Here is a 16,642-nt window from a genome sequence, read left to right on the forward strand (position 1 = left end):
CAGTTTTTACAGCCCTACTCAACTGTGCGGAGGTGGGACGACGAAATCGAATTCTAACGAATGACCGATTTCTGTCCTACTCTCAATGTTACTGTAACATTTTCATTAAAAATTCAGCCATTTGTTGAGGGCTTTCTTTTTTTCCGCGAGAAACCCACATTTGACAGACTCCGAAGAAGGCATTGGTCAGATAGACAGAACTGTAGACTCTTTCAATATCTGTTAATGATTTATGACTATAGCGTTCTTGCAAACTATCAACCAGAAGAATCTGTAATTTATGTCGTAAGAAGGTTTGGATCTCTTTGGTTCCATTCTCTGTCAGAAGAACCGCAAAGAGTGGCTCCTTGGTTAGAAATTCGAACACCTCTGTGATCGCTTGACGCTTGTCGTCTTGGTGTTTGTCAAAGATATATTCAAGCTTGTGAAAGAGTGCTTGTTGGTAACGCTCGATCATATCGTACTTGTCTCGATAGTGGGTATAAAAGCTAGAGCGACTAATACCGGATTCTTGTGCTAACTCAACCGTTGTGATTTGGTCGAATGATTCCTTTTCGAGTAGTTGAACCATCGCCTCCTCAATATTTCGTTTTGTTTTTAATCGTTTATTGCTCTCAGTCATCTGTTAATCCTTTTTGCACAAAATTATACACAGTGTCTAAAAATGAAATTTTCTACTTGTGAAAATTTCTAGAAACTGTATAATCTATTATATCAGAAATTTAGACAATGTGTATAAAAAGGAGACAAAAAATATGATGAAAGAATGGAAGGCTATTCTTAAAAAGCCAACATTTATTATTGTCATGATTGGAGTTGCGTTGATTCCAGCTCTTTATAATATTATTTTTCTATCTTCCATGTGGGATCCATATGGCCAAGTTTCGGATCTTCCTGTAGCGGTTGTCAATAAGGATCAATCTGCTACATATAATGGACAAAAGATGGAAATCGGAAAAGACATGGTGTCCAATTTGAAGGGCAATGATTCGCTTGATTTTCATTTTGTAGATGAGAAAGCTGCGAAAGATGGTCTCAAAAATGGGGATTATTATATGATTGTAACCCTACCTGAGGATCTTTCAAAGAAAGCTAGCTCCATTCTAACCAATCATCCAGAACAGATGACAATTAATTACCAAACGTCCAGTGGTCATAGTTTTATCGCAGGAAAAATGAGCGACACTGCAATGACAAAAATGAAGCAGACAGTGGCTGAAAAAGTGACCAATACTTATACAACAGCTTTATTTTCCAAAATGGGATCGCTTAAATCTGGTATGGGGACAGCGGCAGATGGAAGTGCTAAATTAGCAGATGGTGCAACAAAGTTGGAAAACGGTGGGGAAACACTGACCACTAATTTGAATACCTTAGCTAGTTCCAGTTTAACATTTTCAGATGGTGCAACCACCCTTCGTACGGGTCTAGCAGCCTATACAGATGGTGTGGGTCAATTGGGAAATGGTCTTAATCAAATGGCTGGTCAAATGCCAACGTTGGTATCTGGTGTTCAGCAATTAAACAATGGGTTTGGAAGTTTTAATACAGGTTTAATGGCTTATGCTACAGGGGTAGCTCAATTGGGAAGCGGCGTTAACCAAATGGCCAGTCAAACACCTCAGCTGGCTTCGGGAGTCGGTCAGTTAACTAGTGGTATGGGGACCCTCAATGATGGTCTTGGGAATTATACCAATGGTGTGCGTCAATTGAATTCAGGCATGTCTAACTTTTCAAATGGTTTAGTAACCTATACAAATGGGGTTGCGTCATTATCAGAGGGAGCGGGTCAATTAAGTAGTCAATCCACTACTCTTCGAAATGGGGTTTCTCAATTAGAATCAGGTATTCAAACATTATCAAGTCAGCTACAAGCTTCTACAAGTCAATCAGCTCAGATTGATCAATTGGCAGCTGGTTTGAACCAATTAAATGCAGCAATTCAAAATGCTTCAGTAGATACCAGTCGATTGTCAGCTGGATTGATGAGTATTGCAAATTCAGCTCAATCAATCCTTGCTTCAGCCCAAGCGGATCGTGCAAATGCCCTTGCAAGTGTGCAAGGAACAGCAGCCTATCAAGCAATGACAGCTGATCAACAAGCAGAAATCAATGCGGCGATCTCATCGAGCCCAAGCTCAGCAGAGACAGCTGCTCAAGGCATCTTGACAACTGTTCAAACTATACAAGGTGGTTTAAACACAGGAAATAGCTTAACACAACTGCAAACAGCAGCAAATCAAGTGTTGCCGACAGCTTCTTCTACCTTGACAGACTTGTCAAGTGGTTTGTCTAAGATCCAATCCGCAGTTAGTGGACAATTGTTGCCAGCTAGTCAAACCATCGGTCAAGGGATCAACGCTTATACAGCAGGTGTCGATAAAATCGCTAATGGAGCAACCCAACTTCAGACGAATAGCAATACTTTAACGAATGGGGCCAGTCAGTTAGCAGCAGGTGTTGGTCAACTAGATAGTAAATCATCCGAATTGCTTGCAGGAAGCAGTCAATTAGCTTCTGGACTAGGTGAGTTAAATGGTAAGATGCCTGCCTTGACATCAGGTATGAATCAACTGGCTTCAGGAGCTACACAATTAACAGGGAAGTCTGGTGAGTTGGTTGCTGGAGCTGGAAAATTAGCTGACGGTGTAGGGCAATTGAACAGTAAAACTCCGGAGTTGGCAGGTGGTGTCAATAAACTTGTCACAGGTGTCAACCAGTTGACAGAAAAATCAAGTCAATTGGTGACAGGGGCTGATAAACTAGCTGACGGTGCAAATCAAATCTCAGATGGATCCAGCAAATTAGCAGCGGGTGGGCAAACATTGACAAATGGTTTAGGTGAATTAGCAACAGGAAGCCAAACCTTGAGTCAAGGATTAAACGATGCTAAGGGACAATTGAATGCTGCTACAACTGAAAAAGAAAACGCTAAAACCTTAGCAAATCCTGTTACGACCTCTAAAACAGACCATGACAATGTCCCTGTAAATGGGGTCGGAATGGCTCCGTATATGATCTCTGTAGCTCTCTTTGTTTGTGCCTTGTCAACCAATATGATCTTTGCAAAATTGCCATCCGGTCGTCATCCTGAAAGTCGTTGGGCATGGTTTAAATCGCGCTTTGAGGTCAATGGAACCATTGCGGTGGTTGCAGGAATCTTGGTTTATGGTGCTGTTCACTTGATTGGTTTATCTGCCAATCATGAGATGGCTACCCTCTTCCTTTGTGTGATCGGTAGTGTAGCCTTCATGTCTATCGTGACCGCTTTAACAACATGGCAAAGAAAGGTCGGTGCTTTCCTTTCCTTGATCCTCTTGCTCTTGCAATTGGCTTCTAGTGCAGGAACCTACCCTCTTGCGTTGACAAATGGCTTTTTCCAAGCCATTCATCCATTCTTGCCAATGAGTTATACCGTTTCTGGTCTTCGTCAAACGATTTCGATGACAGGAGAAATTGGAAATCAAGTGGCCTTTCTTCTGATGACTATTGCTCTTTTTGCAGGCATCGGAATGTGGCTCTATAATCCTAAAAAATATGAAGAGGACTAATCTTCAGGAACTCCCAACAATGAATGTGTTGGGAGTCTTTTGTTTCATGTGAAACAAAAATTCTCGCTTGTCTAAGCGAGAATTTTTATTATTTAAAAAAGACAACATCAGGATTTGGCGTAATATAGAGAAGTTGGTCGTTTTCAAAGACCAGTTGGATACTGTTGTTTTTATAGGTGTATATGGTGTAGTCTACTCCGAATTTAGAAGCTTGTTTGAGATCAACGGCCCCCATTAAAAAGGCATGAGCTTGTTCCCCTGTGATTTTTCCCTCGTGGTAGAGTCCTTTAATATTTTCTAATTCAGTATTTTCAAAAGATTCGGCAATATAAGCAGGGTCAGTTATTTGTTTCTCTGGATTCCCAAGAATCTTTTGGACAAGGGCAGTGGTATATCCTTCATAATCCGGCGTCTGGGCAAAAATGTTATCGCCATTTCTAGAGTAAGCCACTTTTAGGTTCCCTGTTGCATAAATCTTATCTTTTGGAGCTTCTTGAGCATTTTTGGGGAGTCCTTCGGTTGTGACGATGTCAGAAGAGGGCTGCGTAGTAGTTGAAGACGAGCTAAAGGAGTTGCTTGAGCTGTTTGAACTAGTTGAACGATTTGGGTAGCTAGAACGGCTCGAACTACTTTTTTTAGTGGTTTTCTTTTTTGAGGTGGTAGTAGTGGGCTCTTTTTTAAAATTGATCTTAAGGTCCGGCACACAGGCTGAGAGAAAAAGAAGAGACAGCAAGAGTGTGAAGAAAAGAGGTAGTGTCTGTTTTTTCATCATGTTCCTTTCGATAAGCTGATTGAATTTCTATTCTATCATAAAAAAGGCAACAAAAAAAGCAGGAAGAGGATTCCCGCTTTTGTGATTGATTATTGATGCCCGCCTCCAGGTCCACCGCCTTGAGGTCCGCCACCTCCGGGAGCGCCACCGCCTCCAGGCATGGAGTTGACAATTTCCGTTTGTTTTTCACCGTTGATATAGATGTCTCCTCCTGTGTAGGTGGCTGTTCCATCAAAGTCAAAGCCGGATTGACCTGTTAATTTAATGGTTCCTCCGGTAACAGTGATATTACCGTTTGAGTCGATTGGATCGGTATCCCCTTGGCCGACTTCGACATTTAGGGTTCCACCGTTCATGGTGAAGAAAATTTCATCTTGGTTGGCATTGGCATTAGCCGCATTGACCCCGTCATCGGTTGCATAGATGGTGATATCTCCACCGTTAATGGTGATCGATTTTCCTTCGAGACCTTCGACAGACTCGGTTACCTTATAGGTTCCGCTATCGATGATCAGATCACCAGAAGCATGGATGCCATCGTCTCCTGCTGTGATGGTCATTTTGTTATCTGAAAGGTACATAGTTCCGACCGAAGTATCTTCATCATTGTCCACCTTGACTGCATCTTCATCTGCATCGATGGTCATGGTCGTACCGGTGATATTGAGCTCATCATTGACGTTGAAGGCATCTCCTACAGCCGTGATTTTATAGGTTCCACCCGTGATGTGGAGAGTGTCATTGGCCTTGATCCCGTTGTTCTTCTTGGCATCAATATTGAGCGTACCCGAACCATTGATGGTGAGATCCCCTTTAGAGAAGATGACCGCATCGGCATCTTCATCACTGTTTGAACTTGAGTCAGATAGGGTATTGGTCGTGCCATCTGCTAGAGTCAAGTAGACATGTCCTGCTTTCGTAGCAGAGATTGGCGCGTTGGTGTTGGTCATGGTAACCCCTTTTAAGACGATATGAACATCATCTGAGTCACCTGCTTCGACTTTGATTTGAACCCCATCGGATTTACCAGAGATGACATAGGTTCCGGCCTTAGAGATGGTCACGGTTGATCCAGAAACGGTGACACCGTCACCTGAAACAGTTGCAGAAGATCCAGACAGTTTTACAGTAGAGGCTTTGCTTTCATCATATGAGGTATCTGAATCTTTTTCGGTAAAATAGTCAGATTGCTTGGTTTTAGTCGTTTTCTTTGAGACACTAGAAGTAGTTGTTGTTGCGCTTGTTGTAGCTGATTGAGATGATGCTTGGCCACACGCTGTTAGTAGGGTGAGGGTTGCGGCCCCCGTTAATAAAAATTTCCATTTGTTTGATTTCATGAGCTTTTCCTCTCGTTCAATTGATATGCTCCTAGTCTAAAGTTGCTAACTGAAAGTTTCCTAAAGTTTTTCTGAAAGGAACCTTAACTTTAGTTTTCTTTAAGTTTGGCTTAATGACCAGTTAAGAAAGTCCCATTAAACTAGAAAGCACGTAAGTCGTATCCATACTTACTGAAGATTAGAAGCAATATCCCCCCTTAAAGGAGTAGAAACATGAGAAAAACAATTGAGACAAGTTTTAAACGAATCGAAACAAAATATATCGTCGCAAAAGATGACGTAAAAGACTTGATCAAAGACTTAAAAGAATACGTCGTAGAAGATGATTATCCAACTTCAACTATTTCAAACATTTATTTTGATACGGAAAATTTTGAGGTCATTCAAGATACTCTTGCCAAACAACACCGCCGTGAAAAAATTCGGATGCGGACTTATATAGAAACACCTCAAGCAGACAGTCCGGTATTTCTAGAGGTGAAGTCAAAAGATGAAGAAGGAATTGGCCATAAATTCCGTCTAGTCGCTACTTCACAAGCCATTATCAACTTGATGACAGATGGAAAAGTAGATCATCAGATACAAGATCCAGACTTAGTGCAAGAGATTCAGAGATTGCGTAAACGCTATGGTCATCGATTGGAACCACGGATGTTCATTTACTATGATCGCTTGTCTCTCAAAGAAAAGAAATCCATTCAGGGTTATCCATATCAGAAAATTCGCGTGACAATCGATCAAAACTTAGTCTTTCGTGATCAAGCTGTTAGTCTTTTTCATGGGAAGAAAGGAGAACCTTTGTTAGAGGATGACTTCGTGATCATGGAAATTAAGGCTCCCGGACAAGAACCTCAATGGTTAAAGGATATTTTAGAGAAGTATGGTTTGGTCAAGCAGAAATTTTCAAAATATAGCTGTGCTTATCATAAATCACAAGGATTGGATTATGCCCCAAGACCAGCGGAAGAAACGGTAGGTGCTGCCTATGTCTAATCTATTTGATTCTATTTTTAATAATGCTACAGCAACGGTGGATCCCTTGCGCTTACTGTTGGCCCTTTTAGTCAGCCTCTTTTTAGGGATGGCCCTATCTTGGACTTATAAATACCGGACACTTTACACTCGAGAGTTTGTCATTAGTTTGACCTTGCTTCCTTGTATGATGACCTTAGTGATCTTTTTGGTCAATGGAAGTTTGGGAACCTCGATTGCAGTGGCAGGGACCTTTAGTTTGATTCGTTTCCGGTCGGCTACGAGTGGTTCGAGAGAGTTGATTGCGATTTTTCTAGCCATGATTATAGGACTAGCAGCAGGATCGGGCTATCTTTTATTGGCCATTTTATCAACCCTCTCTTTACTAGGGGTTTGGCTTGTATTGGAGAACAAACAGAGTAAGGCAGATCATCAACGGCGCCGTCATTTGACCATTACAGTCTCAAAACAAGATGCTGTTGCAGAACAAATCAGCCAGTTGTTAGACCAAAGTTGTTCAGAAATTGACTTTATTTCTGTCACAACGGCCCAAGCTGGAGAACAATTGACCTTGAACTATGAGGTGAATATGAAATCGAACATCGATGATTTTGCTCTTGCCAATCTATTGATTAGCAAGATTGAAAATTGTGATGTTGCTCTGACAAAGAAAGCCAAAAAAAGAAAGAATCTATAACGGCTATCCTACTTTAGGATAGTTTTTTAGGATTTTAAGAACTTTTTAAGAAAAAGTGGTATACTGTTTCTAAAAAATTGAAGGAATCCTTTATGAAAAAGACTGCTATTTTTGAAGATATCATCTCGATTATGACTCATGATTCATCTACTATCAAGGATGGAAAAGGATGCGATCCAGATCGTTTTCGAGAAAAAATGACAGATGATATGACAGATGATGCCTTTCTCTACCAAGTTAAGACATACCTAGCTAGTTTTGGGGTGATTGGTCATGTTTCCTTTGGAAAGAAAAAGGCCCCCAATAAAGGTTTTTTGTTGCGCTCGACAGAAGATGGTCTCTATGTAGAAGTGACAAATGAGGATACGGGTCTTCAAGTAGGAGATCAAATCCTAGGTCTGGATGGAAGTGACTTGAAGCAAGTAGCGTCTCTTCATAAGGACTATTTTATCAGTAAGACCCCCGAAAGACACTATAGAGAATGGGCGGATTTGGTCTCTCAGTCGACAAAGGTTACCCTGCTTCGAGAAGGGGTAGAAAAGACCATTGAAGTAATCCCCAGCCGAGAGCCGATTCAGGATCATATATTTTGGAAACAATTGGATGAGGAGACCGTCTATCTTCGCTTGGATAATTTTATGGAAGAACAAGCGATTAGCCACTTATACCAAGAGTGTTTTCCCCTCCTTCGAGAGACGAAATATCTAGTGATAGATGTTCGAAAAAATAGCGGAGGGACCGATTCCTTGTATTTTCCACTATTGCATCTTGCTTTGTCAGAAGGTCAAGGCTATGACGCGATAGAGTGGCAGGATGAGGGTATGGAGATTCTTTACACCAATCGAAATGCAGATATACGTTTGAAGGATTTTGAGGATTTGCTGCAACAGGAATACCTTAGCCAAGAAACCAAGCAATTGATTCAAGAAATGAAAGAGGAGCTTTTAAAAAATCGTGGGAAAGGCTATCTGACCTACGGTGAAGATGATTCAGAATTTTTCCCAGATATCAAAGGGAAAGCCTATCCAGAATCAATTGTTCTCTTGTCGGATGTTTATTGTGGTTCATCAGGAGATAATTTCGTTCGCATGATGAAGCATTTTCAGAAAGTGACAGTGCTGGGGCGTCCGACACTGGGAATTTTAGATTATTCAAATTGCTGTGAGGTAGATTATGGAGATTACCAGTTCTTTTTCCCAACTTCTCGGTCGTTAGCGATAGATCATGGCAAGGGTATGACGGATAAAGGGGTCCAACCGGACATTTTGGTCCCATGGTCGCCCCGCCACTTGGAGAATGATGTAGACCTAGAGTTGGCCTTGAAATGCCTTCATCAAGGAGGGATCTAGGCAACTTGCAATGAAAAAATAACAAGCGACAAATGATAACGTTTTCCAAGACCTACTTGCTATGTTTAAAATTGCTTACTTGGTATAAAAAATGGTAAAATAGACAATAACAATCAAAATGAAGAGTGAACCTTATGAAACATAAAACACTTTATAAATTTATCGGGCAGACGGTCTTGTATTTCGCCATTTTCTTAGCCCTGCTTTATTTCTTTAGTTACCTTGGTCAAGGTCAAGGTGGCTTTATTTACAATGAATTTTAGAAAAGGAGACTTCTACCTGTGTCAAACCAACCCATTCACGATATGATCGATACGATTGAACGCTATGCTCAGTTGCAACCAGACTATCCTGTCTACAATGTCCTTGGAGAAGAGCATACTTATGGTCAGCTCAAGGCTGATTCAGATAGTTTAGCGGCCCACATTGACCAATTAGGCCTTCCTGAAAAATCTCCAGTTGTAGTATTTGGTGGACAAGAATATGAAATGTTGGCAACCTTTGTTGCTTTGACCAAATCAGGCCATGCCTACATTCCAATTGATAGTCATTCAGCCTTGGAGCGCGTGTCAGCCATTGTCGAAGTGGCAGAACCAAGTTTGATTATTGCCATTCATGAATTTCCACTAGAAAGTGGAGCCACTCCTATTTTGAGCCTGGACGAGGTTCGTGCGGCCTATGCAGCTCAGAATGCTTATGACTTGCAGCATCCAGTTAAGGGAGATGATAACTACTACATTATCTTTACCTCAGGGACAACAGGGAAGCCAAAAGGGGTGCAGATTTCGCATGATAATTTGCTCAGCTTTACAAACTGGATGATTACGGACAAGGAATTTGCAACGCCAGAGCGTCCGCAAATGCTAGCACAGCCACCCTATTCTTTTGACTTGTCTGTCATGTATTGGGCACCGACCTTAGCTCTTGGAGGCACACTTTATGCTCTTCCATCAGCCATCACCCAAGACTTTAAACAACTCTTTGCGACCATTTTTTCTCTTCCAATTGCTATCTGGACTTCAACACCATCTTTTGCGGATATGGCCATGTTGTCTGAGGATTTCAATGCTGAAAAGATGCCAGCAATCACTCATTTCTATTTTGATGGGGAAGAGTTGACCGTCAAGACCGCTCAAAAATTGCGTGAACGGTTCCCACATGCGCGCATCATCAATGCCTATGGTCCAACGGAAGCGACTGTAGCTCTTTCAGCTGTAGCTGTGACCGATGAGATGTTGGCTACTTTGAAACGTCTGCCAATTGGCTATACAAAGGCGGATTCTCCAACCTTCGTGATCGATGAAGATGGAAATAAATTGCCAAACGGGGAACAGGGAGAAATCATCGTGTCTGGGCCTGCGGTTTCCAAAGGTTATATGAACAATCCTGAAAAAACGGCTGAAGCTTTCTTTGAGTTTGAAGGTCTTCCAGCCTACCACACAGGAGATGTTGGAACCATGACAGATGAAGGACTTCTTCTCTACGGTGGTCGAATGGACTTCCAAATTAAGTTTAACGGTTACCGCATCGAGCTAGAAGATGTCTCTCAAAACTTGAACAAATCCAAGTATATTGAGTCGGCTGTTGCTGTACCGCGCTACAACAAAGATCATAAAGTTCAAAACCTCTTGGCTTATGTCATCCTAAAAGATGGTGTCAAAGGGCAATTTGAACGGGAAATTGATATTACGAAAGCCATCAAGGAAGATTTGGAAGATATCATGATGTCTTATATGATGCCATCGAAATTCCTTTACCGTGATAGTTTGCCGTTAACACCAAATGGAAAAATCGACATCAAAGGGTTGATTAGCGAGGTTAACAACCGATGATCGAGTTTTTGAAACAGCTCCCTCATTTAGAACACTATGGAACACCGATATATTTTATCTACCTCATTCTAGCTTTTTTGCCAATTTTTGTGGGTCTCTTTTTCAAAAAGAGATTTCCGGTATATGAAGGACTTGTGAGTCTGATCTTTATCATTTTGATGCTGACAGGTTCGAATCTCAAGCAAATTTATGCCTTACTCTTTTACGTAGTCTGGCAAATCTTGATTGTGTATTCCTACAAATTTTATCGTCAGAAAGCGGACAATAAGTGGATTTTCTATCTTCATTCCTTCTTATCTGTCTTGCCCTTGATCTTTGTTAAGGTAGAGCCAGCGATCAAGAATGGACATCAATCCTTGTTTGGATTTTTAGGGATTTCTTATTTGACCTTCCGAGCTGTCGGAATGATCATCGAAATGCGAGATGGTGTCTTGAAAGAATTCACGCTCTGGGAATTCTTGCGTTTTATGCTCTTTATGCCGACCTTCTCAAGTGGGCCGATTGATCGTTTCAAGCGTTTTGATGAGGATTACAAAAAAATCCCAGAGCGTGATGAATTGTTGGATATGTTGGAGCAAGCTGTTAAGTATATCATGTATGGCTTCCTTTATAAATTTATCCTAGCTCATATTTTTGGCCACTTATTGTTAGGTCATGTGCAGACCTATGCCTTGTCTCAAGGTGGATTCTTCAACATCGGAACGCTGGGAGTCATGTATGTTTATGGCTTTGACCTTTTCTTTGACTTTGCAGGGTATTCCATGTTTGCCTTAGCAGCTTCCAATTTGATGGGGATTAAAAGTCCCATCAACTTTGACCGTCCTTTTAAATCACGTGATTTAAAGGAATTCTGGAATCGCTGGCATATGAGTTTATCTTTCTGGTTCCGTGATTTTGTCTTTATGCGTCTCGTCATGGTCTTGATGCGTAATAAAGTGTTCAAGAGCCGGATTACCACCTCAAATGTTGCCTACATTATAAATATGTTGGTCATGGGATTCTGGCACGGGGTGACTTGGTACTATATCGCTTATGGGCTCTTCCATGGGCTTGGAATGGTTATCAATGATGCCTGGATTCGAAAGAAAAAATCTATTAATAAAGAAAGAAAAGCAAAAGGATTGGATCCGATACCGGACAATCGTTGGACCAAGGCTTTGGGGATCTTTATCACCTTTAATACAGTGATGCTGTCCTTCCTGATCTTCTCAGGATTCTTGGATCAGCAATGGTTCCCAAAAGTGAAATAAAAGGAGAATAAAAAATGGATGTAAAATCACAAGTAATTGAAATTATTGACGAATTGTTTATGGAAGATGTCTCAGACATGATGGATGAGGATCTCTTTGATGCGGGTGTTCTTGATAGCATGGGAACAGTTGAATTAATTGTTGAGTTGGAAAGTCGATTTGGAATCCGTGTTCCTGTGTCTGAATTTGGACGCGATGACTGGAACACTGCAAACAAAATCGTAGAAGGTGTGATGGAGCTTCAGAATGCTTAAGCGTTTATGGTTGATTTTAGGGCCGGTTTTCTGTGCCCTTCTTATGGTGGTGACCTTACTAGCTTTATACCCGGTCAATCATAAACACAACTATACGGAAGAAAAAAAGGCTGCCGTCAGTCTCAATGCAGAAGGCTTCAAGAGTCGTACAAAGAAGCAAGAAGCACTTTCGGATCCACAGCATCGCTTTGTTCCTTATTTCGGATCAAGTGAATGGTTGCGTTTTGATGTGGTGCATCCAGCAGTTTTGGCTGAAAAATATGACCGTAATTACAGACCCTACTTTTTAGGAGAACGTGGTGCGGCTTCTTTGAACCAGTATTTTGGAATGCAACAGATTTTGCCAGAACTCAAGGACAATACAGCTGTTTATGTGGTTTCTCCACAATGGTTTACCAAGAAGGGCTATGATTCCTCTGCCTTTCAACAATTCTTTAATAGCGATCAGTTGAATAGCTTTATTGCCAATCACCAACAAGATGCTGCATCTCAGTATGCTGCAAAACGCCTCTTACAACAGTACCCAAATGTCGCTTTTCAAGGTGTTGTGACCAAAATTTCTCAAGGAGAGAAGATCTCAAGCTTTGATCAGCAATTGAACCAACTTGTTTCCCATCTGGTTCAGCGCGAAGATGCCTTATTTAGTAATCTCGCTACTCGTACAAACGGGAATTATGATAAGAAGGTCAAAAAACGTCTACAAGATTTGCCAGACCAATTCTCATATGAGAAATTGGAGGAAATTGCAACGGCTGAAGCAAAAGTCAAAACCAATAACAACGATCTTGGGATCAGCAATCATTTTTACAATACTCGTTTAAAAATGAAGTTGAAGAAACTAAAAGGTTTCCAAAAGAACGAATCCTATGTTCAATCTCCAGAGTACAATGACTTGCAGTTGGTTCTAGACCAGTTTGCTAAATCTCGTACCAATGTCATCTTTGTGATTCCTCCAGTCAATGCCAAATGGATGAAATACACAGGCTTGAGCCAAGAAAAGTATGAACAGGCTGTTCAAAAGATTCGTTACCAATTGGAAAGTCAAGGATTCACCAATATTGCTGACTTTTCTAAAGATGGTGATCAGCCCTACTTTATGGAAGATACGATTCATATGGGATGGAATGGTTGGCTAGCCTTTGATAAAGCGGTCAATCCCTTTGTCACAAAGGCTGAAAAAGCACCAACTTACCATCTAAATGATCGCTTCTTCAGTAAAGATTGGGCCCAATATAAAGGAACACCAGACGAATTTAAATAATGCTTGATCAAAGGGGGCAGGATCGAATCCTGGCTCCTTGATTTGTTAGGAAAGGGACGGAAAGTCACAAGTAAGCAAGATAGTTATCCACAGGTTGTGGGAAACTTGCTTGTAAATGGATGAAAACAAGTCCTGATGCTGATGAACCTTCCTCTTTTTAGGGGAAAATAGGTAAAAGTTATCCACATTTTTGTGGATAAGTGATGAAAAACAGTGGATAAGTCAGCTAGCATGTGAAAAGGAGAAATAGTGTGAAAAAAATTTGGTTTTACGCAATTGTTCAGGGGATTGTGATCTTTTTTATTGTGGGTGGTATGACCTACGCATTTAGGGGAGATTTCTTTTTCCGTTACTTATCCCCAATTTTTGGGCTAGCAGCATCTGTCTTGAGATTTGGGACAGCGACTATAATGAAGGTGATAGCCCCCACTCTCTACGATGATCCCAAAAAAAAGGAAGAAGTTGGCCACGATAACTAAAGAAGTTGGTAACTGAAAAAGTTGAGCTAAAGGCCACTTTCTGCTGGTCTTTATGGTAAAATAGAAGGAAGAATATTAGTTTGGAGATAATGAAGAAATGAAACGTTCAATGTATGCTGGACGTGTTCGTGAAGAACACATTGGAACTCGTATTACCTTGAAAGGATGGGTTAGCCGTCGTCGTGACTTGGGTGGCTTGATCTTTATCGATCTACGTGACCGCGAAGGAATCATGCAATTGGTGATCAATCCAGAAACAGTTAGTTCAGAAGTGATGGCTACAGCCGAAAGTATCCGTAGTGAATATGTTGTAGAAGTGACAGGTATTGTAGAAGCTCGTGAACAAGCGAATCCAAACTTGCCTACAGGAGCAGTAGAACTCAAGGTAGAAGCGATTACGGTTCTCAATACCGCCAAAACAACACCATTTGAAATCAAGGACGGAATTGAAGCCAATGATGATACCCGTCTGCGTTACCGCTACTTAGACCTTCGTCGTCCTGAGATGTTGGCCAACCTCAAACTCCGTGCAAAAGTAACTCATTCGATCCGTAATTACTTAGATGAATTAGAATTTATTGATGTGGAAACACCGTTTCTTTCTAAGTCAACTCCAGAAGGAGCACGTGACTACTTGGTTCCTTCCCGTGTCAATAAGGGTCATTTCTATGCCCTTCCACAAAGTCCTCAGATTACAAAGCAATTGTTGATGAATGCTGGATTTGACCGCTATTATCAAATCGTGAAGTGTTTCCGTGATGAGGATTTACGGGGGGACCGTCAACCTGAGTTTACACAGGTCGACTTGGAAACTTCTTTCTTGAGTGATCAAGAAATCCAAGATATTACAGAAGGCTTGATCGCACGTGTCATGAAAGAAACTAAGGGAATTGAAGTAATACTCCCATTCCCACGGATGAATTATGATGATGCCATGGCCTTGTATGGTTCAGATAAACCAGATACACGTTTTGAAATGTTGCTACAAGACTTGACAGAACTTGTCAAGGGTGTAGACTTCAAAGTCTTCTCGGAAGCTCCAGCAGTTAAGGCGATTGTTGTCAAAAGTGCAGCGGATCATTACTCTCGTAAAGATATCGATAAATTGACAGAAGTTGCTAAGCAATACGGTGCAAAAGGTCTTGCTTGGGTAAAATATGCTGAAGGTGCTTTGAACGGACCTGTTGCGAAGTTCTTGACAGAATTGACAAGTGACTTGACAACTGCTTTACAGTTAGAAGATAAAGATCTAGTCCTCTTTGTAGCAGATACTCTTGAAGTAGCCAATGCAACGCTTGGTGCTTTGCGTGTTCGTCTTGCTAAAGAGCTTGACTTGATTGACAACAATCAATACAATTTCCTTTGGGTAGTGGATTGGCCAATGTTTGAATGGTCTGAAGAAGAAGGCCGTTATATGTCTGCTCACCATCCATTTACACTCCCACAAGCTGAAACAGAGCATGAATTGGAAGGCGATCTTTCAAAAGTTCGAGCAATTGCCTATGATATCGTCTTGAATGGGTATGAATTAGGTGGAGGAAGCCTACGGATTAATCATAAAGACTTACAAGAACGGATGTTTAAGGCGCTTGGATTTACAAAAGAAGCTGCTAATGAACAATTTGGTTTCTTGTTAGAAGCAATGGATTATGGTTTCCCACCACATGGTGGATTGGCGATTGGTTTGGACCGCTTCGTGATGCTTCTTGCAGGTGAAGATAATATTCGTGAAGTCATTGCCTTTCCTAAGAATAACAAGGCGACAGATCCAATGACACAAGCTCCTTCTGTCGTTTCTGAAAAACAATTGGATGAGTTAAATCTTCAAGTAGAAGTAGCAGAGCAAGAATAGGACATGAGAGAAAAAGGACAGTCTAGAAATCAGTTACTCTAAGATTTTCCTTTTCTTCTAATCGATGGATTAAAAATGAAAAAAACTCGCTTTCATAAGCTATTTCGCTATCATGTGCGGCGACTAGCTTATAACATTAAATTATTGCGCGTGCTGAAGAGCATCTCCCGTGAGAAATACGATGAAAAAGTGTCGGCTTCCTTGCTGTATGGTTTTCTATCAGCAATTGCTGTCAACTTCTTCTTTCAACCAGGCCATGTATACTCCAGCGGTGCAACAGGGCTAGCTCAGATTTTATCTGTCTTAAGCCAACGCTTTATCGGCTTTACGATTCCGGTTTCCTTGACCTTTTATGCCATCAATATCCCTTTGATGATTGTGGCTTGGTATCAAATTGGACATAAATTTACCATCTTTACCTTTATTACGGTTTCGATGAGTTCCCTCTTTATTCAGTTCGTGCCAGTGATTACTTTGACCAACGATCCGATCATGAATGCCCTATTTGGTGGGGTTGTCATGGGAACAGGGATTGGTTTTGCTCTTCGGAACAACATTTCCAGTGGTGGAACGGATATTGTCAGTTTGACGATTCGAAAACGGACAGGAAAGAATGTCGGCAGTATCTCTTTTTTGGTCAATGGGACCATCATGTTGATTGCCGGTCTGACTTTTGGTTGGAAGTATGCTCTTTACTCTATGATTACTATCTTTGTATCGAGTCGAGTAACGGATGCTGTCTTTACCAAGCAAAAACGGATGCAGGCAATGATCGTAACGAGCCAGCCAGATGCCATTATTGAAAAGATTCATAAAAAATTGAATCGTGGAGCGACCATTATCCACAATGCAGAAGGAACCTATAACCATCAGGAAAAAGCGGTTCTGCTGACAGTTATTACGCGTGCAGAGTTTAATGAATTTAAATATATTATGAAAAAAGCTGATCCTCAGGCTTTTATCACCATTTCAGAAAACGTTCATATCATTGGACGCTTTGTGGAAACAGAAGAATAAAAATAAGGTCCCACATTGT

At 41.2% G+C, this 16,642-nt stretch carries 15 protein-coding genes; 12 read left to right on the top strand and 3 right to left on the bottom strand.

The window, feature by feature from the left end:
* Positions 1–88 precede the first annotated feature (88 nt).
* A complete protein-coding gene (locus JX304_RS09625) occupies positions 89–622 on the bottom strand; it encodes a TetR/AcrR family transcriptional regulator (RefSeq protein ID WP_205012373.1) in 534 nt (177 codons plus the stop codon).
* Between the two features lie 133 nt (positions 623–755).
* On the opposite strand from JX304_RS09625, the gene JX304_RS09630 reads away from it, so the two are divergent.
* Positions 756–3,551, top strand: a complete 2,796-nt coding sequence (locus JX304_RS09630) for a YhgE/Pip domain-containing protein (protein WP_205012374.1) — start codon at positions 756–758, stop codon at positions 3,549–3,551.
* A gap of 88 nt (positions 3,552–3,639) precedes the next feature.
* On the opposite strand, the gene JX304_RS09635 is transcribed toward JX304_RS09630, so the two are convergent.
* Both JX304_RS09635 and JX304_RS09640 read right to left on the bottom strand, forming a co-directional pair.
* Positions 3,640–4,323, bottom strand: a complete 684-nt coding sequence (locus JX304_RS09635) for a DUF4947 domain-containing protein (protein WP_205012375.1) — start codon at positions 4,321–4,323, stop codon at positions 3,640–3,642.
* Between the two features lie 89 nt (positions 4,324–4,412).
* Positions 4,413–5,660: a carbohydrate-binding domain-containing protein gene (locus JX304_RS09640; RefSeq protein ID WP_205012376.1), complete on the bottom strand. Its 1,248-nt coding sequence runs from the start codon at positions 5,658–5,660 to the stop codon at positions 4,413–4,415.
* A 213-nt stretch (positions 5,661–5,873) separates the two neighbouring features.
* On the opposite strand from JX304_RS09640, the gene JX304_RS09645 reads away from it, so the two are divergent.
* From JX304_RS09645 to JX304_RS09695, 11 genes are all read left to right on the top strand, one after another.
* A complete protein-coding gene (locus JX304_RS09645) occupies positions 5,874–6,653 on the top strand; it encodes a polyphosphate polymerase domain-containing protein (RefSeq protein WP_205012377.1) in 780 nt (259 codons plus the stop codon).
* Entirely contained in the window at positions 6,646–7,329 is a 684-nt protein-coding gene (locus tag JX304_RS09650; protein ID WP_205012378.1) for a DUF4956 domain-containing protein, read from the top strand. The genes JX304_RS09645 and JX304_RS09650 overlap by 8 nt, the downstream gene beginning before the upstream one ends.
* Before the next feature lie 92 nt (positions 7,330–7,421).
* On the top strand, positions 7,422–8,678 hold the full coding sequence (locus tag JX304_RS09655; protein ID WP_205012379.1) for a S41 family peptidase: 1,257 nt from the start codon (positions 7,422–7,424) through the stop codon (positions 8,676–8,678).
* 134 nt (positions 8,679–8,812) lie between these two features.
* Entirely contained in the window at positions 8,813–8,941 is a 129-nt protein-coding gene (locus JX304_RS09660) for a teichoic acid D-Ala incorporation-associated protein DltX (protein WP_003002102.1), read from the top strand.
* A gap of 18 nt (positions 8,942–8,959) precedes the next feature.
* Positions 8,960–10,510, top strand: coding sequence for a D-alanine--poly(phosphoribitol) ligase subunit DltA (gene dltA / locus JX304_RS09665; RefSeq protein ID WP_200772376.1), 1,551 nt, complete (start codon positions 8,960–8,962; stop codon positions 10,508–10,510).
* The gene (dltB, locus tag JX304_RS09670; RefSeq protein ID WP_205012380.1) at positions 10,507–11,760 is read left to right on the top strand and encodes a D-alanyl-lipoteichoic acid biosynthesis protein DltB; all 1,254 of its coding nucleotides are present in this window, start codon (positions 10,507–10,509) and stop codon (positions 11,758–11,760) included. The genes dltA and dltB overlap by 4 nt, the downstream gene beginning before the upstream one ends.
* A 14-nt stretch (positions 11,761–11,774) precedes the next feature.
* A complete protein-coding gene (gene dltC / locus JX304_RS09675; RefSeq protein ID WP_187538465.1) occupies positions 11,775–12,014 on the top strand; it encodes a D-alanine--poly(phosphoribitol) ligase subunit DltC in 240 nt (79 codons plus the stop codon).
* On the top strand, positions 12,007–13,275 hold the full coding sequence (dltD, locus tag JX304_RS09680) for a D-alanyl-lipoteichoic acid biosynthesis protein DltD (protein WP_205012381.1): 1,269 nt from the start codon (positions 12,007–12,009) through the stop codon (positions 13,273–13,275). Before dltC ends, dltD begins: the two co-directional genes overlap by 8 nt.
* Positions 13,276–13,526: 251 nt before the next feature.
* Positions 13,527–13,754 (top strand): hypothetical protein, encoded by a 228-nt coding sequence (locus JX304_RS09685; protein ID WP_205012382.1) that lies wholly within the window; start codon positions 13,527–13,529, stop codon positions 13,752–13,754.
* Positions 13,755–13,851: 97 nt separating this feature from the next.
* Positions 13,852–15,606: an aspartate--tRNA ligase gene (gene aspS / locus JX304_RS09690; RefSeq protein WP_205012383.1), complete on the top strand. Its 1,755-nt coding sequence runs from the start codon at positions 13,852–13,854 to the stop codon at positions 15,604–15,606.
* A gap of 75 nt (positions 15,607–15,681) precedes the next feature.
* Complete coding sequence (locus JX304_RS09695; protein WP_205012384.1) at positions 15,682–16,623, top strand: YitT family protein; 942 nt, start codon at positions 15,682–15,684, stop codon at positions 16,621–16,623.
* Positions 16,624–16,642 lie beyond the last annotated feature (19 nt).

The organism is Streptococcus parasanguinis (assembly GCF_901875555.1).
Taxonomy (GTDB): Bacteria; Bacillota; Bacilli; order Lactobacillales; family Streptococcaceae; genus Streptococcus; species Streptococcus parasanguinis_H.

Coding starts and splice junctions, on each gene's coding strand:
- JX304_RS09625 (WP_205012373.1), bottom strand. CDS start 622: ATGACTGAGAGCAATAAACGATTAAAAACAAAACGAAATATTGAGGAG.
- JX304_RS09630 (WP_205012374.1), top strand. CDS start 756: ATGATGAAAGAATGGAAGGCTATTCTTAAAAAGCCAACATTTATTATT.
- JX304_RS09635 (WP_205012375.1), bottom strand. CDS start 4,323: ATGATGAAAAAACAGACACTACCTCTTTTCTTCACACTCTTGCTGTCT.
- JX304_RS09640 (WP_205012376.1), bottom strand. CDS start 5,660: ATGAAATCAAACAAATGGAAATTTTTATTAACGGGGGCCGCAACCCTC.
- JX304_RS09645 (WP_205012377.1), top strand. CDS start 5,874: ATGAGAAAAACAATTGAGACAAGTTTTAAACGAATCGAAACAAAATAT.
- JX304_RS09650 (WP_205012378.1), top strand. CDS start 6,646: ATGTCTAATCTATTTGATTCTATTTTTAATAATGCTACAGCAACGGTG.
- JX304_RS09655 (WP_205012379.1), top strand. CDS start 7,422: ATGAAAAAGACTGCTATTTTTGAAGATATCATCTCGATTATGACTCAT.
- JX304_RS09660 (WP_003002102.1), top strand. CDS start 8,813: ATGAAACATAAAACACTTTATAAATTTATCGGGCAGACGGTCTTGTAT.
- dltB (WP_205012380.1), top strand. CDS start 10,507: ATGATCGAGTTTTTGAAACAGCTCCCTCATTTAGAACACTATGGAACA.
- dltC (WP_187538465.1), top strand. CDS start 11,775: ATGGATGTAAAATCACAAGTAATTGAAATTATTGACGAATTGTTTATG.
- dltD (WP_205012381.1), top strand. CDS start 12,007: ATGCTTAAGCGTTTATGGTTGATTTTAGGGCCGGTTTTCTGTGCCCTT.
- aspS (WP_205012383.1), top strand. CDS start 13,852: ATGAAACGTTCAATGTATGCTGGACGTGTTCGTGAAGAACACATTGGA.
- JX304_RS09695 (WP_205012384.1), top strand. CDS start 15,682: ATGAAAAAAACTCGCTTTCATAAGCTATTTCGCTATCATGTGCGGCGA.